Source organism: Streptomyces sp. ID05-39B (genome assembly GCF_033794725.1).
Lineage (GTDB): Bacteria > Actinomycetota > Actinomycetes > Streptomycetales > Streptomycetaceae > Streptomyces > Streptomyces bobili.
This window is the reverse complement of record NZ_JARGEF010000016.1, coordinates 40556-61619: the sequence shown is the minus strand read 5'-3', so window position 1 is coordinate 61619 and position 21064 is coordinate 40556. Positions and strand designations below refer to the sequence as shown.

Genomic DNA, 21064 nt, shown 5'->3' with positions numbered 1-21064 from the left:
CCCCGACACCGTCTCCCGCCCGGCGGCCAGCTCCAGCACCCGCGCGCTGTCGTACGGTCCCTCGAACAGCCGCGGCACCAACGGCAGTTCATCCCCCAGCACGGACCCCGCGTCCAGCCACCGCACCGCACCCCCGATCTCCGCGGACACGTCGAACACCGCGTACCCGAGGGTCTCCCGGCGCCCGTCGGCGCCGTACGTCAGGTCCTGGACCCCCGCGCCATACACCTCGCCGAAGATGCCGATCCGCCGCGCGCCCAGCCGCTCGGCGAGACGGGCGGCCGCCTCGGGGACGCCGTGGCCGCGCACGGCGCGCCAGTACAGGTTCCGCTCGTCCTCCTTCAGCGCCAGCGACTTCGCGCCGAAGCCCTTGGAGGAGACGTACACCCGCCCCTCGTCGGCGACATACGTCATCAGGCACGCCGACCCGTGCAGCTTCTCGGTGAGGACGACCGGTTCGCCGGCCGTGAAGATGTCCGGATACCGCTGGATGTTCTCGATGTCGACCCAGGGCAGCAGGTCCGGCGCGGACTCCACGTCGCCGCTCATCGTGGGCGGGATCGGCGGCACCCATTTGACGATGCCGAGCCGCTCCGCGAAGTCCGTCCCCTCCTTCACCGCCCGCGCGAGATCGACGTCCGCCAGCGCCTTGGGCCGGCACACGATTCCCTGCGACAGCTCGCCCCGCAGCCGTACCGCCTTGACCCGGTCCGCGTTGCCGCCCGCCAGGCGTCCGGTGAGCCCCAGCTCCTCGATCAGCCCGGCCGGCAGCACGGACTGCTCCGGGATGTACACGGCCGCCTCGCCCGTGCGGTAGACGCCCTTGGCGACGACGGCCCGGTACAGGCCGACCTGGGCCAGTTCGAGGGCGTCGGCGCCCGGATGCTCGTGGACGGTCAGTACTTCGGCGGTGACGCGCAGCGTCGACATGGGCTCCTCCAGCAGGGTTCAGGAATGTCTCATCGCCCCCAACTCTCCCCGCGGGAAAGGGCTGGAGCGACCCGATTTGCCGCTGGTAACGTCACTCTCTTCAGCCGGCGGCGACGCCGCGCGCGGAGTCCTGGCGGGACGAACTCGGACCTCGCCACCCGCGCCGCCCTCCTGGCCCTGCCCCACGACGAACGCTGGGCGCACCCGTACTGGTACGGCGGCCCTCCGCCACCAGTCGAGGACGGGGCAGGACGGCATGAAAAGGGGGTGCGGCATCCCCGGCGCACCCCCGCCGTTCACCTGGATCCCGCGTGGGATCAGGCCGATACGAGCAGCCGTCCGCGCCTGGCGTACGCCAGGGCCTCGGGCGTGAGCACGGGACGCGGGACGAGTATTCCGCAGTCCGTGCAGACCGGACCGGCCGACGGGTCGTGGTCCAGGTCGTACCTCCACAGGAGCCGTTCGCCGCCGCACACCGGGCAGCCGGAGCCCGGTGCGCGCTCCAGTGCGGCGATCAGCCGGCGCAGCACCTCGGCCAGCGGTTCACGGGGGTGGACCCGCGGGTCGTCGCACCAGGCGACGCCGAAGCCGCCCCACGTCATCCGGTGCCAGTCGTCCACGCTGCCGGGCCGGCGCAGCCCGTCGTGCTTCTCCTTCCTGCGGCGGTCGGCGAACTCGACCTCGTAGGCCAGCCATACCGCCCGCGCCGCCTCCAGCTCGTCCAGTGCGGCCACGAGCCGCGCCGGATCGGGGGAGCGGTCCTCGGGACCGAACCCGGCACGGTCGCACAGATGGTCCCAGGTCGCCCTGTGCCCGTAGGGGGCGAATCGCTCAAGGCACTTGCGGAGTGAGTAGCGCCGCAGTGCCAGATCGCACCGCGGGTCGCGCACCTGTCTCGCCAGACTCCGGAAACCGGCCATCGCCTTGCACCTCCGTCACATCTGCACCTGTACTTCGGTCACTTCGGCGTCGTCGTACGGACGTCGCCGAATAGACGTATCGACACGCGATTCGGCTCCCTTCCCGTCCATCCGTTTTCCGATGCCGTGCATAAGCCGGATGAGGCGACTCCAAAAAGTGACGCATGTTCATCTTCAATCCCGGGGATACCGGCGGTAACCTCTCCGCCACCCCCCCTCGCTAGGAGTTGCCGATGTCACGGCGAACCTCCCGCACCGCACTCGACACACTGAGAACTCCCGGCAGAATCCCCGGGTTCCTGAAGAGCGCATCCATATGCGCCCTGATTGCAGGACTTTTGTCGCCTCTTTCCCAGACGGCGGCAGCGGCCGAGGTCACCGCCGCCAACGACTACTGCGGCAACCAGTGTTCCGACATCCTGCCGCCCGGCCAGAACGGCAACGCCACGCTGGCCCAGATCCTGCTCAACCAGGCCTTCGGCACCCAGCCGGCGCACGCCGCCGACCAGCTCGGCCCCTACGCCAACCTGGCCAAGGGCCATACGACGCTCACCAACGCCACGATCAACACGTTCTTCAACGACGCGTCCTTCGGAGTTCCCGCCGATCAAGTCGCCTCCACCGTCAAGCCCGCCGGCCGCGGTGACGTCACGATCGTCCGCGACAAGAAGACGGGCGTACCGCACATCACCGGTACCACCAGATACGGCACCGAGTTCGGCGCCGGCTATGCGGCCGCCGAGGACCGCCTGTGGCTCATGGACGTCTTCCGGCACGTCGGCCGGGGCCAGCTCACCTCCTTTGCGGGCGGCGATCCCTCCAACCAGGGCCTGGAACAGCAGTTCTGGCGCCACGCCCCCTATACCGAGGCCGACCTCCAGGCCCAGATCGACAACGCGATCGCCACCAACGGCGCCCGGGGCCAGCAGGCCCTGGCCGACGCCAACGCCTATCTGGCCGGCATCAACGCCTATATCGACGCCTCCGACAGCGGCCGCTACTTCCCCGGTGAATACGTCCTCACGGGCCACAAGGACTCAATCACCAACGCGGGCAGCATCGCCCACTTCAAGATCACCGACCTGGTGGCGCTCGGATCGGTCATCGGCGCCCTCTTCGGCTCGGGCGGCGGCGGGGAGGTCAACAACGCCATATCGCTGCTCGCCGCACAGGAGAAGTACGGCGCCGAACAGGGCACCGCGGTCTGGGAGTCCTTCCGCGAGCGCAACGACCCCGAGGCCGTCATGACCCTCCACGACGGCAAGAGCTTCCCCTACGCCGTCCGGCCCGAGGACCCGCAGGGCGAGGCCCTGCCCGACCCCGGCTCGGTCGTCGCCGAACCGCTCGTGTACGACCGCACGGGCAGCGCCGTCGGCACCGGTGCCACCGGCGCCTCCGTCACGGCCGCGCAGACCGCCGTCAGCTCCGCCCGGCGCGGTATGTCCAACGCCCTCGTGGTGAGCGGCGACCACACGGCCAGCGGCCACCCGGTCGCCGTCTTCGGCCCGCAGACCGGGTACTTCGCCCCGCAGCTCCTGCTGCTCCAGGAACTCCAGGGCCCCGGCATCAGCGCCCGCGGCGCCTCCTTCGCGGGCCTCAGCATGTACGTCGAACTGGGCCGGGGCCAGGACTACGCCTGGAGCGCCACGACTTCCGGCCAGGACATCATCGACACCTACGCCGTCGAGCTGTGCCAGGACGACATCCACTACCTGTACCGCGGCACCTGCACGCCCATGGAGAAGGTCGAGCAGAAGAACGCCTGGAAACCGACCACGGCCGACGGCACCGCGGCCGGTTCGTACACGATGCGCGCCTGGCGCACCAAGTACGGGCCCGTCGAGTACCGCGCGACCGTCGGCGGCAAGAAGGTCGCCTACACCACCCTGCGTTCGTCGTTCCTGCACGAGGCCGACTCCATCATCGGCTTCCAGATGCTGAACGACCCCGACCACGTCAAGGGACCGGAGTCCTTCCAGAGCGCGGTGCAGCACATCAACTACACCTTCAACTGGTTCTACGCCGACTCCGAACACACCGCCTACTACAACAGCGGCGACAACCCGGTCCGGGCGAGCGGCGTCGACGCCGAGTTCCCGGTCTGGGCGCAGCCGGCGTACGAGTGGCGAAGCTGGGACCCGGCGACCAACACGGCCGCGTACACGCCCGCTTCGCAGCACCCCAACTCCATCGACCAGGACTACTACATCTCCTGGAACAACAAGCAGGCCAAGGACTACGCGACCGCACCGTGGGGCAACGGCTCGGTGCACCGCGGCAACCTGCTGGAGGACCGGGTGAAGAGGCTGGTCCAGGCCGGCGGTGTCACCAGGGCGTCGCTGACCAAGGCGATGGCGGACGCCGCCCTCGCCGATCTGCGCGCCCAGGACGTTCTGCCCGACCTGCTGAAGGTGGTCAACAGCTCCCCGGTCACCGACCCCACGGCCTCGGCCGCGGTCGCCAGGCTTCAGACCTGGCTGGCGGCGGGCGGCAGACGCACGGAGACCACGGCCGGTTCGAAGACGTACGCCGACGCGGACGCCATCCGCATCCTCGACGCCTGGTGGCCGCTGCTGGTGAAGGCGGAGTTCGAACCCGGCCTCGGCACCGCGCTCTACACCGCCATGACGAACAACCTGCCCATCGACGAGACCCCGTCGGCCGCGCACGGCCCGACCGGCGCACACGCCGGGAGCGCCTTCCAGTACGGCTGGTGGAGCTATGTCGACAAGGACATCAGGGCGGTGCTCGGTGAGCCGGTGCAGGGCGCGCTGGGCCGCAAGTACTGCGGCGGCGGCGCTCTCAGCGCCTGCCGCGACCTCCTCCTGACCACCCTGAAGGAGGCGGCCGGCCGGACCGCGGCCCAGGTCTACCCCGGCGACACCCTGTGCGCGGCGGGCAACCAGTGGTGCGCCGACTCGATCGTCCAGCGCACCCTGGGCGGCATCAAGCACGGCAACATCAGCTGGCAGAACCGGCCCACCTACCAGCAGGTGGTCGAGTTCACCTCGCACCGGTAGCCGGTAGCCGGTAGCCGGTAGCCGGTAGCCGGTAGCCGGTAGCCGGTAGCCGGTTGACAGGCGGGCCGCGGCCTCAGCGGACGCGGCCCGCCGCCAGCACCACCCGCGCCAGTTCGGGGTGCACGATGTCGCTGTGCGCCCCGGACGGCGGGCCGCCGCGCCGGACCACGGCCGCCGCGTCCACGTTCACGCAGCCCGACGCCGGCAGCGGAGCCGACAGCGCCTCGGCGAGCGTGCACGCGCGTGTGCCCGGCACCGCCCGCACACCGTCGAAGCCCAACGCCCCCCACTTGGCGCCCAGCAGCTTTCCCACCAGCGGCTCCCCGACCGCCCCGCGCGCGTCGCCCGCCATCCGGGAGGCCAGCGGATACACCGTGCCGAGCGCCGTGTCGTGCCGCGAGTGACAGCACACCAGCGGACCGTCGATGCGGTGCTGCTGCCCCTGGAGCGCGCCGCCCGCGCGCGGGTCGTGCGGCAGCTGCGCGGCGAACGCGTAGTGCGAGAAGGCCCCTTGGAGCAGCGTCACGGACTTGACCGCACGTACTCCCTCGGGCAGGCCGCGCAGCGCGAACGCCCCGCTGCCGCGCGCCAGGTGGGCGCATCGTCCTGCGAGCGGCGGGAGTTGACCAGATGTCATGGCCCACGGGCCCAACCGGTACAGGGGCTCACCGGTACAGGGCACACCGGATCACCGGTACAGCAGATACTCCCGCCGCACCCGCCGGAACGCGGCCAGCTCCTCCTGCCAGCCCGCCACCACCTCGTCGGCCTCCGCCCCCTTGTCGATCGCCGTACGCACCCACGTCGAGCCCGTCAGCTTGTCGATCCAGTGATCCGCACGCCAGCCGAAGCCGCTCCAGACCTTCCTGGCGGTCACCAGGAGGGCGATGCCGGTGCGGACCGGGTCGAAGGCGTCCCGGTCGTCCACGTGGAGCTGCACCCCGCCGACCGTCCTCCCCTGGAACTTGGAGAAGGCCGGCGCGAAATACGCCTCGCGGAAACGCACTCCGGGCAGCCCGAGGGCGTTCACGGCCTCCGCCCACCGCCCGTCGACGCCCTCCGCGCCGAGGAGTTCGAACGGGCGGGTCGTGCCCCTGCCCTCCGACAGGTTCGTCCCCTCGAACAGACAGGTCCCGGCGTACGCCAGGGCCGTCTCCGGCGTCGGCATGTTCGGGCTGGCGGGCACCCACGGCAGCCCCGAGGCGTCGTACCAGTCCGCGCGCCGCCATCCGCTCATGGGTACGGTCTCCAGCTCCACCGGCGCGGCCAGGAACTCCGCGTTGAACAGCCGGGCCAGCTCCGCCACCGTCATCCCGTGCGCCTGGGCGATCGGCTCGCGCCCCACGAAGGTCGCGAACTCCGGGTGCAGCACGGGGCCCAGCGCCGCCCGCCCGGTCACCGGGTTCGGCCGGTCCAGCACCAGGAACCGCTTCCCGGCCAGCCGCGCCGCCTCCATGCAGTCGTACAGCGTCCAGATGTACGTGTAGAAGCGGGCACCGACGTCCTGGATGTCGAAGACGACCGTGTCGACGCCGGAGGCGGTGAACACGTCCGCAAGCGGTTGCCCGCTCTTGAGGTAGGTGTCGTAGACGGGCAGACCGGTCGCCGGATCGTCGTGGCGGCCCTCGGAGCCGCCCGCCTGCGCGGTGCCCCGGAAACCGTGCTCGGGGCCGAACACGGCGACCAGGTCCACCCGGTCGTCGGCGTGCATCACGTCGACGATGTGGCGTACGTCGCGGGTCACGCCGGTGGGGTTGGTGACGATCCCGGTCCGCTCTCCCCCGAGCTGGGCGTACCCGGCCGCCCGCAGGCGCTCGAAGCCGGTCCGCGTGCGGCGGGCCGCGGCGGCGGGGGCCGGGGCCGGGGTCGCGGTCGCGGTCGCGGTCGCGGTCGCCGGGAGGGTGGCGGCCGCCGCCGTCGCCGCGAGCAGGGTTCGTCTGGGCAGATGCATGCCGGCTCCTGGTGTGGGTGGCTGATCGCGCTCCGGTGCGGAGCCGCCGCACAGCGATACGGCCCCGCGCCCCTTAACGGTGTTGCGCTTCCCCTTTTCCGAAACATACCGACCGGTTAGTCTGGCGGTCGGAGCGCAGGGCGCCGTGGCGCCCCAGCCAGCCGGGTCGAAGGAGATCGATGGTGGAAGCCGTTCGAGGTGCAGGAGTCGTCGTCACCGGGGCGGGAGGCGGCATCGGTGCCGCGCTCGCCCGGCGTTTCGCGGCGGAGGGCGCACGGGTCGTCGTCAACGACCTGGACGCGGACCGGGCGAAGGCCGTGGCCGAGGAGGTCGGCGGGACCGCCGTACCGGGCGACGCCTCCGCGATCATCGACGAGGCCCGCGAGGCACTCGGCGGCAGCGTCGACGTCTACTGCGCCAACGCCGGTGTCGCCTCGGGCGAGTCCGAGGCGGCCGGCGAACCGGTGTGGGCACTGGCCTGGGACGTCAACGTGATGGCCCATGTCCGCGCGGCGGACGCCCTGATCCCCGACTGGCTGGAGCGCGGCTCGGGCCGGTTCGTCTCCACCGTCTCCGCCGCCGGACTGCTCACCATGATCGGCGCCGCTCCCTACAGCGTGACCAAGCACGGCGCGTACGCCTTCGCCGAGTGGCTGTCGCTGACGTACCGCCACCGCGGGATCAAGGTCCACGCGATCTGTCCCCAGGGCGTCCGCACCGACATGCTCGACGCCACCGGCACCGCGGGCGACCTCGTCCTCAAGCCGACCGCGATCGAGCCGGCGGACGTGGCGGACGCCCTCTTCGAGGGGATCGCCGAGGACCGCTTCCTGATCCTGCCGCACCCCGAGGTCGCCGGGTACTACCAGGCGCGGGCCGGTGACCCCGAGCGCTGGCTGTCCACCATGAACCACATCCAGCAGAAGTGGGAGGCCGCGAAGTGACCGCCTCCCGCTACGCCGCCAAGCCCTGGCTGGACCTCCTCGACGAAGCCCAGCGCGGCCCGGTCGACCCGGCCGCCTCGCTGGTGCACGCCCTTCGCCGGTCCGCCGCCGAGGCCCCGGAGCGCCCTTTCCTCGCCTACTTCGACGGCCGGCTCACCTACCGCGAGGCGGACGAGCTGAGCGACTCGGTCGCCGGGCACCTGGCGGCCCGCGGCCTGGAGCGGGGCGACCGGGTCGCCGTCCTGCTGCAGAACTCCCCGCAGTTCGTGCTCGCCGTGCTGGGCGCGTGGAAGGCGGGCGCGATCGTCGTCCCCGTCAACCCCATGTACAAGTCGGGGGAGGTCGGCCACGTCCTGCGGGACGGCGAGGTGGCCGCGCTGATCTGTGCCGACCGCGCCTGGGAGTCGTATCTGCGCCAGGCGGCGGCCGACTCGCCGGTGCGGATCGTGCTCACCGCGTGCGAGCTGGACTTCCAGACGCGCGGCGACGCGCGCGTGCTCACCTTCGAGAGGCTCCCACAGGCCTCCGACGCCGACGACCTGACCGCCGTCGCCCGCGCCGGGCACCCGGCGCCCGCCGACCGTGACCCGGCCGGCGCGGACATCGCCCTGATCAGCTACACCTCGGGCACCAGCGGCGCGCCCAAGGGCGCCACCAACACGCACGCCAACCTCATGTACAACGCCGAACGGCAGAGCACCGGCCTGCATCTGCCCGAGGGGCCCGTGTACTACGCGCTCGCGCCCCTGTTCCACATCACCGGCATGGTCTGCCAGCTGGGCGCCTGCCTGAACAGCGCGGGCACGCTCGTCCTGACGTACCGCTTCGAGGCGGGCCTCGTCCTGGAGGCGTTCGCCGAGCACCGCCCGCACTACACGGTCGGCCCCTCCACCGCGTTCATGGCGCTGGCCGCCCACCCGGACGTCACCCGGGACCACTTCTCCTCCTTCGTGAACATCTCCTCCGGCGGTGCCCCGCTGCCGCCGGCCCTGGTGGAGAAGTTCCGGGCCGGCTTCGGGCCGTACATCCGCAACGGCTACGGCCTCACCGAGTGCAGCGCCCCCTGCGCCTCCGTGCCGCCCCACCGGGAGGCACCCGTGGACCCGGCCTCCGGGACCCTCGCGGTCGGCGTCCCCGGCCCCGACACGGTCGTACGGATCGTCGACGACCGGGGCGAGGAGGTGCCCTTCGGCGAACAGGGCGAGATCCTCGTACGGGGACCCCAGGTGGTTCCCGGCTACTGGCGCCGCCCCGACGCCACCGCCGAGACCTTTCCCGACGGCGAGCTGCGCACCGGCGACATCGGCTTCATGGACGAACAGGGCTGGCTGTACGTCGTCGACCGCAAGAAGGACATGATCAACGCGTCCGGCTTCAAGGTCTGGCCGCGAGAGGTCGAGGACGTGCTGTACACCCACCCGGCGGTGCGCGAGGCGGCCGTCGTCGGGGTGCCCGACGGGTACCGCGGGGAGACGGTGAAGGCGTACATCAGCCTGCGTCCGGGGACCGACACGGACCCCGATGAGCTGGCGGTGTACTGCAAGGAGAGACTGGCCGCCTACAAATATCCGCGGCAGGTGGAGATCCTGCCCGACTTGCCCAAGACGGCGAGTGGGAAGATCCTCCGTCGGGAACTTCGTTCCCGCGCGCAAGACAGCCAGTAAGGCGAACGGAAGGCAGGTGGCGGCAGTGCCCAGGACGACGGACGGTACAGAGGCGCCTGTTCCGCAACGGCTTCTCGCCGCCGCCACCCGGCTCTTCGCGGAGCAGGGCTACGACCGCACCTCGGTCCAGGAGATCGTCGAGGCGGCAGGCGTCACGAAGGGGGCGCTGTACCACTACTTCGGTTCCAAGGACGACCTCCTGCACGAGGTGTACGCGCGCGTGCTGCGCATCCAGCAGGAGCGGCTCGACGCGTTCGCGAACGCCGACGAACCCATCGAGAAGCGGCTCAGAGGCGCGGCGGCCGACGTGGTCGTCACGACGATCGACAACCTCGACGACGCGTCGATCTTCTTCCGCTCGATGCACCACCTCAGCCCCGAGAAGAACAAGCAGGTCCGCGCCGAGCGCCGCCGCTACCACGAACGCTTCCGCGCCCTCATCGAGGAGGGCCAGCAGGAGGGCGTCTTCTCGAAGGCGACCCCGGCCGACCTGATCGTGGACTACCACTTCGGCTCCGTGCACCACCTGTCGACCTGGTACCGCCCCGACGGCCCGATGGCCCCCCAGGAGGTCGCCGACCACCTGGCCGACCTGCTGCTGAGGGCGCTGCGCCCATAACTGCGCCCAAAACTGCGCCCGTAGGGATGTTCCAGCCCGTCCGGGGGTCCGGGGGCGCAGCCCTCAGGGACGGGAAGGGAAGGGGCGGCGGGGGCGAAACCCCACCGCCCACACCCCCGCTTCACAGGTACTTCTTCAACTCCCGCCGAGCCAGCGACCGCTGGTGCACCTCGTCCGGCCCGTCTGCGATCATCAGCGTCCGCGCCGAGGCGTACAGCTCCGCCAGCGGGAAGTCCTGGCTGACCCCGCCCGCCCCGTGCAGCTGGATCGCCCGGTCCAGGATGTCCACGACCGCCCGCGGCGTCGCGATCTTGATCGACTGGATCTCGGTGTGCGCGCCCCGGTTGCCCACCGTGTCCATCATCCAGGCCGTCTTCAGCACCAGCAGCCGCAGCTGCTCGACCGTCACACGCGCGTCGGCGATCCAGTTGTGGACCACGCCCTGCTGCGCCAGCGCCTTGCCGAACGCGTCCCGCGACACGGCCCGGCGGCACATCAGCTCGATGGCCCGCTCGGCCATGCCGATCAGCCGCATGCAGTGGTGGATGCGGCCGGGCCCGAGCCGGGCCTGGGCGATGGCGAAGCCGCCGCCCTCCTCGCCGATCAGGTTGGTCGCCGGCACGCGCGCGTGGTCGAAGACCACCTCGGCGTGGCCGCCGTGCGAGTGGTCCTCGTACCCGAAGACCTTCATCGCCCGCTTGACGGTCACCCCGGGGGTGTCGCGGGGCACCAGCACCATGGACTGCTGACGGCGGATGTCGGAGCCGTCCGGGTCCGTCTTGCCCATCACGATGAAGATCGTGCAGTCCGGGTTCATCGCCCCGGAGATGTACCACTTGCGGCCCGTGACGAGGTAGTCGTCGCCGTCCCGCTCGATGAGCGTGGTGATGTTCGTGGCGTCGGAGGAGGCCACCTCCGGCTCGGTCATCGCGAACGCAGAGCGGATCTCCCCCGCCAGCAGCGGCTCCAGCCACTGCTTCTTGTGCTGCTCGGTGCCGAACTGCGAGAGCACCTCCATGTTGCCGGTGTCGGGCGCGGCACAGTTCAGAGCGGTCGGCGCCAGGTGCGGGGAGCGGCCGGTGATCTCGGCCAGCGGCGCGTACTGGAGGTTCGTGAGGCCGGCGCCGTACTCCGCGTCGGGCAGGAAGAGGTTCCACAGACCCTGGCGGCGGGCCTCGGCCTTCAGCTCCTCCACGACCGCCGGGGTGTCCCACGGCGAGGCGAGCAGGGCGCGCTGCTCCTCGGCGACCGCCTCGGCCGGATAGACGTACTCGTCCATGAAGGCGAGCAGCCTGGCGCGCAGCTCCTCCGTGCGTGCGTCGAACGCGAAGTCCATGGCGTCAGCCTTCCTGGAGAGTGGTCGTGCCGTGGTGGATGAAGACGGGGACCAGCTCGCCGATGCGGTCGAAGCCGCGGCCCACCGTCTGGCCGAGCGTGTAGCGGTAGTGGATGCCCTCGAGGATGACGGCGAGCTTGAACCAGGCGAACGCCGTGTACCAGGAGACGGCCGAAACATCGCGCCCCGAGCGTGCGGCGTACCGCTCGATCAGCTCGGCCGGCGTCGGGTGGCCCGCGGCCGAGGCGGTGGTGGAGACGGGGGACTCCGGCATCTCCAGCGGCACGCTGTACATCACCAGCAGGCCCAGGTCGGTCAGCGGATCGCCGAGCGTGGACATCTCCCAGTCGAGGATCGCCCTGATCGTGTCGTCCTCGCCGATCAGGACGTTGTCGAGCCGGTAGTCGCCGTGCACGACCGCCGGGGCGGGGGAGGACGGCAGCGACCGGCCGAGCGCGGCGTGCAGCTCGTCGATGCCGGCCAGGTCACGGCTGCGGGAGGCGTCGAGCTGCTTGCCCCAGCGGCGCAGCTGCCGGTCGAGGAAGCCCTCGGGGCGGCCGAAGTCGGCGAGGCCGACGGCGGCCGGGTCGACGGCGTGCAGTTCCACGAGTGTGTCCACGAGGGACAGCACCGCGCCGCGGGTGCGCTCCGGGCCGAGCGGGCCCAGCTGGTCGGCCGTGCGGTAGGGCGTGCCCTCGACGAACTCCATGACGTAGAAGGGCGCCCCCAGCACCTCGTCGTCCTCGCACAGCAGCACGGGACGCGGCACCGGCACACTGGTCGGGTACAGGGCGTCGATCACGCGGTGCTCGCGCCGCATGTCGTGCGCGGTGGCCAGGACATGGCCGAGCGGGGGCCGCCGGACGACCCACCGGGATCCGCCGTCGGTGACCGCGTAGGTGAGGTTCGACCGTCCGCCCTCGATCAGCCGGCCGCTGAGGGGGCCGTCGACCAGACCGGGGCGCTCACGGTCGAGCAGGGCGCGCAGCCGGTCGAGGTCGAGTCCGGGCGGGTGGTCGGGGGTCATACATCGCTCCTACGGACGGGTGAACGGTGACCCGCACCATGATGCCGACCGGTCGGTATGTACGTCCAGAGGGTGTGCGCAAAGTGATCGGAGCCACGATAGGACGACGGCGGCCCCCCGGGGAGAACCCGGGGAGCCGTGTGAGGAATGTGCGCGGGGCCGGTGCGGTGTTCAGTGGTCGTCCCAGTGCCCCTCGTGCTCGGCGTGGCGGTGCCCGTCGTGCAGATAGTCGACGTGGTCGCCGTGGACCACGCCGGGGTGTCCGCAGCCCTCGCCGTGCCGGTGCTCGTGCACCTCGTGGGGCAGATGGCCGCCCGGCTCGCACTCGTCCCAGTGGCCGCCGTGCTCGCGGTGCAGATGCCCGTCGTGCGCGTAGTCCACATGGTCTCCGTGCGGGACCCGCGGGTGTCCGCACTCCGGGCCGTGCGCGTGGGAGTGGGCCGGGTGCTCCTGGTGAAGGGTGGTCATGGCGCTCACCTTCGGGGGTACGGGGATGACGTCGGACAGGCTGCCACGCGAACGGCGCATATCCGGGCATCCGGCTTGCGTGGCGTGCGAGTACCCCGGAGGGTCGGTGGCATGAAGGGCATCAGCTACAGCCGGTACGGCGGTCCCGAGGTCCTCGAGTACGGCGAGGTCCGCGACCCCAAGGTCGGCCCCGACTCCGTGCTGGTCAAGGTGCGGGCGGCCGCCGTCAACCCCGTCGACTGGAAGTGCCGGGCGGGCTATCTCGACGGCGCCCTCGAAGCCGTCTTCCCGGTGGTGCCGGGCTGGGACGTCTCCGGTGTCGTCGTCCAGCCGGGCCCGGCCGTCGGCGAGTTCTCGGTGGGCGACGAGGTGATCGGCTACGTCCGCGAGGACTTCCTCTCCCGCGGCACCTTCGCCGAGTACGTGGCCGCCCCTGTGCGCACCCTCGCCCGCAAGCCGCGCAACCTCACCTGGGAGCAGGCCGCCGGCCTGCCCCTGGTGGGCCTCACCGCCTACCAGGTCCTCACCAAGGCCCTCCAGGTCAAGCGCGGCGAGACCGTCCTGATCCACGCGGCGGCGGGCGGCGTCGGCTCGATCGCCGTGCAGCTCGCCCGCCATCTCGGCGCCCGCCCGATCGGCACCGCGAGCGAGGCCAACCACGCATTCGTACGCTCCCTGGGCGGCGAGCCCGTGACCTACGGGAACGGCCTGGCCGAACGGGTGCGCGGGCTGGCCCCCGAGGGCGTGGACGCCGCCTTCGACACGATCGGCGGCGACACCCTGAAGACCTCCGCCAACCTGCTGGCGCCCGAGGGACGGCTGGTGTCGATCGCCGACGGCGACGTCGTCGACTACGGCGGCCACTACTCCTTCGTCCGCCCCGACCCCGACGACCTCACCCGGCTCGCGGAGCTGGCCGAACAGGGCGTCGTCTCGGTCCACGTCTCGCAGACGTTCCCGCTGGAGCGCGCGGCGGACGCGCACCGGCGGAGCGAGGAGGGCCGTACCCGCGGAAAGATCGTGGTGACGGTGGACTGGCCGGACGAGTCGGGAGAGTGAGACCCGCAGCCGCGAGAGGACCCCGGACGACCCGAGAGGCGCTAGATCACCAGCGCTGCCGCGCACACCGCCAGCGCCACCGTGCACAGTGCCGCCGCCGTGGCGCGGCGGGGGTGCAGGGCCGGGGGAGCGGCCGCCGAGGCGAGGACGCGGATGCGGTGGTGGGCGAGGGCGAGGAAGCCCAGCCAGAGCCCGCCGCACGCCACGCACGCCGCGATCGCGGACGCCGACGCGCCCCCGTGCAGGGCCGCCTTCATGCCGAGCACGGCGGCGACGGTGCTCGACAGCGTCGTACGCCGCCAGGCGAGCCGGGTCCGCTCCGGCTGGAGCCCTGGATCGCGGTCGCCGCTCACCCCTCCCACCCGACCAGCACCACGACGACCATCGCGACGGCCACCACGGCGACGAGGACGCCGAGCAGCGCCGGGAAACGCGAGACCGGCAGGTCCTCGCCCCGCCGCATCGCCCGCTCACAGCGCACCCAGTGGTTCACCGCCCGCAGGGAGCAGAGCACGCCCGCCGCGAGCAGCGCGAGCGCCAGCCCCACCCGCCAGCCCCAGCGCAGGTCCGGCAGGAACTGGTCCACCGCGAACCCGCCGCCGATCAGCGCGAGCGCGGTGCGCAGCCAGGCCAGGAAGGTGCGCTCGTTGGCCAGCGAGAACCGGTAGTCGGGCGTCACCCCCTCCTGCCGGACCCCTTCGGGCGCGAACCACAACCGGACGTTCCGCACGAACTCGCTCACGTGCCGGACCCTACCTGCCGCCCGTCCACGGACTCGCCGCGCTCAGTCGGCCGCCCGCAACGCCCTGAGCCGTTCGTACGCCGCGAGCCCGTCCGGCACCCACTCCCAGTCGCCCAGATGGCCCTCGACCTCCTCCTCGGTGAGGAAGGCGTGCCAGGCCACCTCCTCCACCTGGGGGTTCACCGGCAGCTCGCAGCGCACCTCGTACACGGCCGACCACCAGGTCCCGCGGGCGCCGCCGTCGTAGAGGAACGTGAAGAGGAACTCCGGGCGCGGCAGACCGCTCACCCCGAGTTCCTCCTCGGCCTCGCGCAGGGCCGCGTCGTCGTAGGTCTCGCCCGCACCGACGACCCCGCCGACGAACATGTCGTGGAGCGAGGGGAAGATCAGTTTCGTCGAGGTGCGGCGGTGCACGAAGAGGCGCCCCTCGGCGTCCCTGGCCCGCACGAAGACGCAGCGGTGGCGCAGGCCCTCGGTGTACACCTGCCCGCGGGGAAGCTGTGCCACGACCCGGTCGTGTTCGTCGACGACGTCGAGGATCTCGTCAGCAGCGCTCATACGCCCATCCAAGCAGGGGCGGCCGGCCGTGCGGCAGAGCGGGCGGAGGCAGGAGGGGGAGGAGGGGCGGAGCGGCCTGGGGTGAGAGCGCCGGAGGTCAGAGCGCCGGACGTCGGAGCGCCGGACGTCAGAGCGCCGGACGTCGGAGCGCTGGAGGTCAGATCGCCTGGAGGTCGGGCACCCGCTCGCGCGGTGCCGCGCCCTGCGGCATCGCGGGGTGCAGCCCGAGCAGCATGATGCCCACCACGGCCGCCGCGAGCCCCGCCGCCTCCCAGGCCAGCGCGCCCGCGTCGGTACGCAGCCGGTCCCCGAGGAAGCCCACCCCGCAGATGATCCCGGCCAGCGGCTGGGCGGCGGTCAGCGGGGGCAGCGACATCCGCAGGGGCGCCGTCTCGAAGGCGCTCTGCACCAGCACCAGGCCGGTCACTCCTAGCACCAGCACGGCGTACGGCTGCCAGCCGGTGAGCAGTTCGACGAGACCGCCGTCGGAGAAGCGCTCACCGCTGACCCGGGTCAGGGCGTCCTGGACGCCGTAGAGCAGCCCGGCCGCGAGGGCGAGGAGCACCGGGCCCGAGGACAGCCGTGAGCGTTTGGCGTACGCGGTGAGGAGCAGGGCGAGGCCGACCATCCCGCCGATGATCAGCCAGTGCCGCAGCGGATCGGAGACCGCCGTGCCGCCGCGCGGCTCGCCCGCCACGATGAACGCGCTCACCCCGCCCCCGAGCAGCAGCAGGCCCGACCACCCCTGCCGGCCGAGCGGCTGTCCGGTCTGGCGGCGGGAGAGCGCGAGGGCGAAGAGCAGGTTGGTCGCGAGCAGCGGCTCGACCAGCGACACCTGGCCCTGGCCGAGGGCGGTGGCGCCGAGCGCCATGCCGGCCACCATCAGTCCCATACCGCCGAGCCAGCGTGGCACGCGCATCAGGTCGAGCAGGATCCGGGGCGAGAGGAAGTCGCCGAGGGGCGCCTTCTGGGCCGCGTTCTGCTGGAGGACGAATCCGAAACCCAGGCAGCAGGCGGCGCTCACGGCGAGAAGCAGAACCAGAACCGACACGCTGCGTACCTCGATCATCGGGTCGGGCCACGGGACGGGGAGTCACCGACCGCAGCCTCGGGGCGCACTCGGCGCCCTGCGAGTGCCCGGAGGAACGTGCCTCGGGGGAGTACCTTGCTCCGGGCGCCTGACGCGGTCGCGGCGCCGGGTGCGGCGCGGAGCGACCGTGCGGCCATGCTGAGGGACGGGAGCGGGCCGCGCCATGGCGTACGCCACATTCGCGCCCCCCACGGTGCCGCGACCGGTGCGGAGGTTCGCCAACTCCCTGCCGTCGGAAGGCAGTTGACGGCCGTCATGTGACCCCGGCGCTTGACGGCAAGCACGGGCTGGCGGTTTGCTGAGGGTGATCGGCCGATTGCGGGCCGATGACGTGCCCGCCGCCCGAGCCGTACGCGGCGCCCTGCCCCGGCCCGTCACCGAGAAGCACGAGGAAGTCCCGCAGTGCCCCCACCACCCCCCTCGTCCCCGTCCGGGAGCCGAGAGCGCCCGGCCGCGACCGTCGACACGGCGTTCGCGGAGGCCACGTCCGTGCAGGCCGCGCTCGCTGACCCGAGGGTGGCAGCCCCTTCGCTCACCGACCCTTCGCTCACCGCGCCCCCGCTCACCGTGCCGCCCGTCACCGACCCGGCCCTCGACGACGCCGAGCTGGCCTGCGCCCGTGCCGCGCAGGCCCAGGGCCGACGGCAGGCCGCCCGCTCGCTGCTCGCCCGCACCGGTGACGACTGGGACCGGCGCGGACACCGGATCACCGTCCTCGCCCTCGATCCCTACGCCGCGGCCCACGCCCACGCGTGGCTGCTCGCCGAACCCGGCTGCGCCGACGCCGCCGTCCTGCTCGCCCTCGCCCACGTCCGGCGCGCCCTGCGCGGCAAGGAGACCCCGGCCAGCGCCCGCGCGGCCTGCCGGATTGCCGCCGAGGCCGCACCCGCCGACCCCACCCCGTGGCTCGGCCTGCTGATGCTGGAGCGCGAGGGCACCGCCGACGCCGTCCGGATCTTCGAGGAGGTCCGGGCCCGCCACCGCGACCACCACCACGCCCACCACCTGATGGTCGCCCTGCTCGCCGAGCGCCGCGCCGACGCAGGACCGGACCAGCTGCACGAGGTCTACGACTTCGCGTCCTGGGCGGCCGAGCAGGCGCCCGCCGACTCCCCGCTGGCCATTCTCCCGATCGTCGCGCACGCCGAGCGCTACCGGGCCCTGGCCGTCCGCGGCCACGCCCCCGCCGACCCGACGACGGCCCGGCACTGGCGCGACCACCGGGCCGCCGACGTGATGAAGGCCGCCTTCGACTGGTGGCTCGAATGGGAGCACGACGGACACCCCCGCCGCCTGGTCGACCTGAACTTCCTCGCGCACGCCAAGTTCTGCGAGGGGCGGCCCGCCGAGGCCGCCGCCCTCTTCCAGCGCATCGGCGACCACGTCACCCCGGCCCCCTGGTCGTACCCGGCCCGCGACCCGTACGCCGCCTTCCACGCGGCCCGCACGGCGGCGCTCGGCCAGGAGGCCCCCTGCTCCGGCTCCTCCTCCGGCTCCGGCTCCGGCTCCGTGAAGTGATGACGGAATTCTGACGGCCTGCCCGGACCCCTGGCCCCGTCCACGCCCCGAGTGCTCGAATGGGCCTGTGACAGCAGAACCACCCGAGGAACGCGGCACGCCCATGGGCCGCCGCGTCTTCCTGGGCACGCTCGGCCTGGGCGCCCTCGGCGTCGTCGCCGCCCCCGTCCTCCAGCGCGGCCTGGAGGACTTCCTGGGCAGCGCCGCCGACAAGGACCCCACCGGCCTCACCGGGCTGCTCCCCAACGGGGGCGGCTTCCGCTACTACTCGGTGACCTCCTCCGTACCGCACAAGAACGCGCAGACCTACCGCCTCACCGTCGACGGCCTGGTCGACCGCCCCGCGAAATACACCCTGGCCGACCTGAGGGCCCTGCCCCAGACCCGCATGGTCAAGGACGTCCAGTGCGTCACCGGCTGGCGGGTGCCCGGGACACCCTTCGAGGGCGTACGGCTGTCCACCCTGCTCGACGCGGCCGGAGTGCGGGCACGGGCCGGCGCCGTCCGCTTCACCTGCTTCGACGGCGCCTACACCGAGAGCCTCACCCTGGCCCAGGCCCGCCGCTCCGACGTCCTGGTCGCCCTGCGCATGCAGGACGAGGACCTCGGCCACGACCACGGCGGCCCGGTCCGCCTGTATGTGGCACCCATGTACTTCTACAAGTCCGCCAAGTGGCTCTCGGGCATCACCGTCACCGAGAAGGTGAAGCCCGGCTACTGGGAGAAGCGCGGCTACGACATCGACGCCTGGGTGGGCCGTTCGAACGGGCGCGACGATGACCCTACGAGCTGACCCCGCCGACGCCCCGCCCGCCACCACCCGCATCCGCCGCTTCAGCCGGGCCGAACGGTGGGTCCACCGCACGACCGCCCTGCTCATGGGCGTCTGCGTCCTGACGGCGGCCTTCCTGTACGTCCCCGAACTCGCGCAGCTCGTCGGCCGCCGCGAACTGGTCGTCCGCGTCCACGAGTGGGCCGGCCTCGCCCTGCCCGTCCCCGTCCTGGCGGGACTCGCCTCCCGCGCGCTGCGCGCCGACCTCGCTCACCTCAACCGCTTCGGGCCGCACGACCGCCGCTGGCTGCGCGCCGCCCTGCGCCGGGACCGGCGGGCCCGGTCCCGGCCGGCCGGCAAGTTCAACGCGGGCCAGAAGGTCTACGCCGCGTGGATCGCGGGCGCGACGCTGGTCATGCTCGGCACCGGGCTGCTCATGTGGTTCACCCACCTCACCCCGATCATGTGGCGGACCAGCGCGACCTTCGTGCACGACTGGCTCGCCCTGACCATCGGCATCGTCCTGGCCGGCCACATCGGCATGGCCCTGGGCGACCCGGAGGCCCGCCGCGGCATGCGCACCGGATCGGTCAGCCCGGACTGGGCCGACCGGGAACACCCGCTGTGGCGCCGCTGACGCCGCGAAAGAGGGTCTCAAGCGGTGCCGAAGTCCAGCAGCACCTTGCAGGACCGGCCGCGGTCGGCCGCCAGGGCGAACGCCGACTCCGCCTCCCGCACCGGCACCACCGCGCTGACCAGCCCGTCGAAGGAGTCCTCGGCGGCCAGCAGCGCCAGCGCGTCGTCGAACTCGGTGTCGAAGCGGAACGCCCCGCGCAGCTCGATCTCCCGGCTGACCACCAGATTGCCCGCGAACCGACTCTGCCCCGGCGGCAGCATCCCGAGCTGCACGACGACCCCGCCGCGCCGCACCAGCCGCAGACAGGTGCCGAGCCCCGCGGCCACCCCGGACGCCTCGACGGCCACGTCCACCTCGGACGGCCATCCGGGATCCGCCGGATCGTCGGCCCGTACGGCCGTGCCGGCGCCGGCGGTGCGGGCGTACGCCAGCGCCGCCGGGAGCAGGTCCGTCACGGTCACGTGTGCCGCGCCCGCCGCCCTGGCCGCCGCGACCACCAGGCAGCCGATCGGCCCGGCACCGGTGACCAGGACGTGCTTCCCGGCGACCGGCCCGGCCCGGCGCACCGCGTGCAGCGCCACCGCGAGCGGCTCGGCCAGCGCCGCCCGGCGCGGCTCCAGTCCCCCGGGCAGCGGCCGCAGCTGCTCGGCCGCGACGGCGATCCGGGCCGCGAAGCCGCCCTGGACGTGCGGGGTGCGGGCCGCGCTGCCCAGGTAGCGGGTGTCCCGGCAGACGTTGCGCCGGCCGTCGCGGCACTCCGGGCAGACCCCGCACGCGGTGGCGGGGTGCACGGCGACGGCCCGGTCGGCGAGGGGGCCCGTGAGGGCCGTCCCCACCACCTCGTGGCCCAGCACCATCGGCTCCGCCAGGCGGAAGTCGCCCACCCCGCCGTGCCGCCAGTAGTGCAGGTCGGACCCGCAGACACCGCCGTAGCGGACCGCGACGAGGACCTGACCCGGGCCGGGGACCGGCGACGCCAGCTCCTCCACCCGCAGGTCGTCCTGACCGTGGATCACACAACCCAGCATCCGCGGGGCCCCTTTCACAAGACGCTCGTCATGCCGCCGTCGACGTACAGGATCTGCCCGCCGACGAAGTCCGCCGCCGGGGAGGCCAGGAACAGCAGGGCGCCCACGAGGTCCTCGGTACGGCCCCACCGGCCGGCCGGGGTGCGGCGCCGCACCCACGCGCTGAACTCCTCGTCCTCGACGAGCGGCCGGGTCAGCTCGGTCTCGATGTACCCCGGGCCCAGGCCGTTGACCTGGACGCCGGACGGGCCCCAGTCCGCGCACATGCCCTTGGTGAGCATCTTCAGGGCACCCTTGGTGGCCGCGTACGGCGCGATGCCGGGCCGCACCACCTCGCTCTGCAGCGAGCAGATGTTGACGATCTTGCCGTGGCCGCGTTCCGTCATCCGCCGGGCCGCCTCGCGCCCGACGAGGAACGCACTGGTCAGGTTGGTGTCCAGGATCCGGTGCCAGTCCGTTTCCGCGAACTCCAGGAGCGGGGCGCGCAGTTGCATGCCCGCATTGTTGACAAGGATGTCGAGGGGTCCGATCCGCTCCTCCACGTCCGCGATGCCGGCGGCCACCGAGGCGCCGTCGGTGACGTCGAACACGGCCGTGTGCACCCGCCCGCCGGGCAGGCCGGCGGCCGCCTTCGCGAGGCGGTCACCGTCCCGCCCGTTCAGGACCACCGTGCAGCCGGCCTCCGCGAGGCCGCGGGCGAGCGCGAGCCCGATGCCACGGCTGGAGCCGGTCACCAGGGCCGTACGGCCGCCGATGTCGAACAGAGGGTGAGTCATCCCCG

Annotated in this window: 20 protein-coding genes and 1 pseudogene; 8 read left to right on the top strand and 13 right to left on the bottom strand. The window is 72.6% G+C overall.

Features of this window, described 5'->3' with window-relative positions:
- Together P1P75_RS06640 and P1P75_RS06635 are read right to left on the bottom strand one after the other, a co-directional pair.
- A partial coding sequence (locus P1P75_RS06640) for an RNA ligase (ATP) (RefSeq protein WP_319252455.1) occupies positions 1-930 on the bottom strand: 930 nt, incomplete at its 3' end.
- Between the two features lie 317 nt (positions 931-1247).
- Positions 1248-1850, bottom strand: coding sequence for a hypothetical protein (locus P1P75_RS06635; protein ID WP_319252454.1), 603 nt, complete (start codon positions 1848-1850; stop codon positions 1248-1250).
- Between the two features lie 233 nt (positions 1851-2083).
- Between P1P75_RS06635 and P1P75_RS06630 the strand changes: the two genes are divergently transcribed.
- Positions 2084-4870 (top strand): penicillin acylase family protein, encoded by a 2787-nt coding sequence (locus P1P75_RS06630; protein ID WP_319252453.1) that lies wholly within the window; start codon positions 2084-2086, stop codon positions 4868-4870.
- 73 nt (positions 4871-4943) lie between these two features.
- Here the strand turns inward: P1P75_RS06630 and P1P75_RS06625 are convergent.
- Together P1P75_RS06625 and P1P75_RS06620 are read right to left on the bottom strand one after the other, a co-directional pair.
- A pseudogene (locus P1P75_RS06625) lies at positions 4944-5441 on the bottom strand (serine-threonine protein kinase); the annotation flags it as partial.
- Positions 5442-5558: 117 nt separating this feature from the next.
- Positions 5559-6821, bottom strand: a complete 1263-nt coding sequence (locus tag P1P75_RS06620) for a DUF1343 domain-containing protein (protein WP_319252452.1) — start codon at positions 6819-6821, stop codon at positions 5559-5561.
- A gap of 179 nt (positions 6822-7000) precedes the next feature.
- Here P1P75_RS06620 and P1P75_RS06615 point away from each other — a divergent pair, with 179 nt between their 5' ends.
- From P1P75_RS06615 to P1P75_RS06605, 3 genes are read left to right on the top strand one after another with little or no spacing between them, the layout of a single operon-like run.
- A complete protein-coding gene (locus P1P75_RS06615) occupies positions 7001-7765 on the top strand; it encodes an SDR family oxidoreductase (protein ID WP_319252451.1) in 765 nt (254 codons plus the stop codon).
- Entirely contained in the window at positions 7762-9429 is a 1668-nt protein-coding gene (locus P1P75_RS06610) for an AMP-binding protein (RefSeq protein WP_319252450.1), read from the top strand. The genes P1P75_RS06615 and P1P75_RS06610 overlap by 4 nt, the downstream gene beginning before the upstream one ends.
- A 25-nt stretch (positions 9430-9454) precedes the next feature.
- Complete coding sequence (locus tag P1P75_RS06605; protein WP_319252449.1) at positions 9455-10048, top strand: TetR/AcrR family transcriptional regulator; 594 nt, start codon at positions 9455-9457, stop codon at positions 10046-10048.
- Positions 10049-10169: 121 nt separating this feature from the next.
- Here P1P75_RS06605 and P1P75_RS06600 read toward each other — a convergent pair whose 3' ends face one another.
- The 3 genes from P1P75_RS06600 to P1P75_RS06590 form a co-directional block, all read right to left on the bottom strand.
- The gene (locus P1P75_RS06600) at positions 10170-11384 is read right to left on the bottom strand and encodes an acyl-CoA dehydrogenase family protein (protein ID WP_319252448.1); all 1215 of its coding nucleotides are present in this window, start codon (positions 11382-11384) and stop codon (positions 10170-10172) included.
- A gap of 4 nt (positions 11385-11388) precedes the next feature.
- Positions 11389-12411 carry a phosphotransferase family protein gene (locus tag P1P75_RS06595; protein WP_319252447.1) on the bottom strand — a complete coding sequence of 341 codons (1023 nt, stop codon included), beginning with the start codon at positions 12409-12411 and terminating at the stop codon, positions 11389-11391.
- A gap of 171 nt (positions 12412-12582) precedes the next feature.
- Positions 12583-12879, bottom strand: a complete 297-nt coding sequence (locus tag P1P75_RS06590) for a hypothetical protein (protein ID WP_319252446.1) — start codon at positions 12877-12879, stop codon at positions 12583-12585.
- A 111-nt stretch (positions 12880-12990) separates the two neighbouring features.
- Between P1P75_RS06590 and P1P75_RS06585 the strand changes: the two genes are divergently transcribed.
- Entirely contained in the window at positions 12991-13938 is a 948-nt protein-coding gene (locus P1P75_RS06585; protein ID WP_319252445.1) for an NADP-dependent oxidoreductase, read from the top strand.
- Positions 13939-13979: 41 nt separating this feature from the next.
- Here the strand turns inward: P1P75_RS06585 and P1P75_RS06580 are convergent, their stop codons facing one another.
- The 4 genes from P1P75_RS06580 to P1P75_RS06565 all read right to left on the bottom strand — a co-directional run bounded on the left by P1P75_RS06580 (position 13980) and on the right by P1P75_RS06565 (position 16289).
- A complete protein-coding gene (locus P1P75_RS06580) occupies positions 13980-14291 on the bottom strand; it encodes a DUF202 domain-containing protein (RefSeq protein ID WP_319252444.1) in 312 nt (103 codons plus the stop codon).
- Complete coding sequence (locus P1P75_RS06575; RefSeq protein WP_086771076.1) at positions 14288-14680, bottom strand: YidH family protein; 393 nt, start codon at positions 14678-14680, stop codon at positions 14288-14290. Before P1P75_RS06575 ends, P1P75_RS06580 begins: the two co-directional genes overlap by 4 nt.
- A 42-nt stretch (positions 14681-14722) precedes the next feature.
- Positions 14723-15238, bottom strand: coding sequence for an NUDIX domain-containing protein (locus P1P75_RS06570; RefSeq protein WP_319252443.1), 516 nt, complete (start codon positions 15236-15238; stop codon positions 14723-14725).
- A 157-nt stretch (positions 15239-15395) separates the two neighbouring features.
- A complete protein-coding gene (locus tag P1P75_RS06565; RefSeq protein ID WP_319252442.1) occupies positions 15396-16289 on the bottom strand; it encodes a DMT family transporter in 894 nt (297 codons plus the stop codon).
- Positions 16290-16895: 606 nt separating this feature from the next.
- Here P1P75_RS06565 and P1P75_RS06560 point away from each other — a divergent pair.
- From P1P75_RS06560 to P1P75_RS06550, 3 genes are all read left to right on the top strand, one after another.
- Entirely contained in the window at positions 16896-17846 is a 951-nt protein-coding gene (locus tag P1P75_RS06560; protein ID WP_319252461.1) for a hypothetical protein, read from the top strand.
- Positions 17847-17913: 67 nt separating this feature from the next.
- Positions 17914-18639: a molybdopterin-dependent oxidoreductase gene (locus P1P75_RS06555; protein WP_319252441.1), complete on the top strand. Its 726-nt coding sequence runs from the start codon at positions 17914-17916 to the stop codon at positions 18637-18639.
- Positions 18623-19255, top strand: a complete 633-nt coding sequence (locus tag P1P75_RS06550; RefSeq protein WP_319252440.1) for a cytochrome b/b6 domain-containing protein — start codon at positions 18623-18625, stop codon at positions 19253-19255. The genes P1P75_RS06555 and P1P75_RS06550 overlap by 17 nt, the downstream gene beginning before the upstream one ends.
- A 17-nt stretch (positions 19256-19272) precedes the next feature.
- Here the strand turns inward: P1P75_RS06550 and P1P75_RS06545 are convergent, their stop codons facing one another.
- Together P1P75_RS06545 and P1P75_RS06540 are read right to left on the bottom strand one after the other, a co-directional pair.
- A complete protein-coding gene (locus P1P75_RS06545; RefSeq protein ID WP_319252439.1) occupies positions 19273-20283 on the bottom strand; it encodes an L-idonate 5-dehydrogenase in 1011 nt (336 codons plus the stop codon).
- A 14-nt stretch (positions 20284-20297) separates the two neighbouring features.
- The gene (locus P1P75_RS06540) at positions 20298-21059 is read right to left on the bottom strand and encodes an SDR family oxidoreductase (RefSeq protein WP_319252438.1); all 762 of its coding nucleotides are present in this window, start codon (positions 21057-21059) and stop codon (positions 20298-20300) included.
- Positions 21060-21064: the final 5 nt, after the last annotated feature.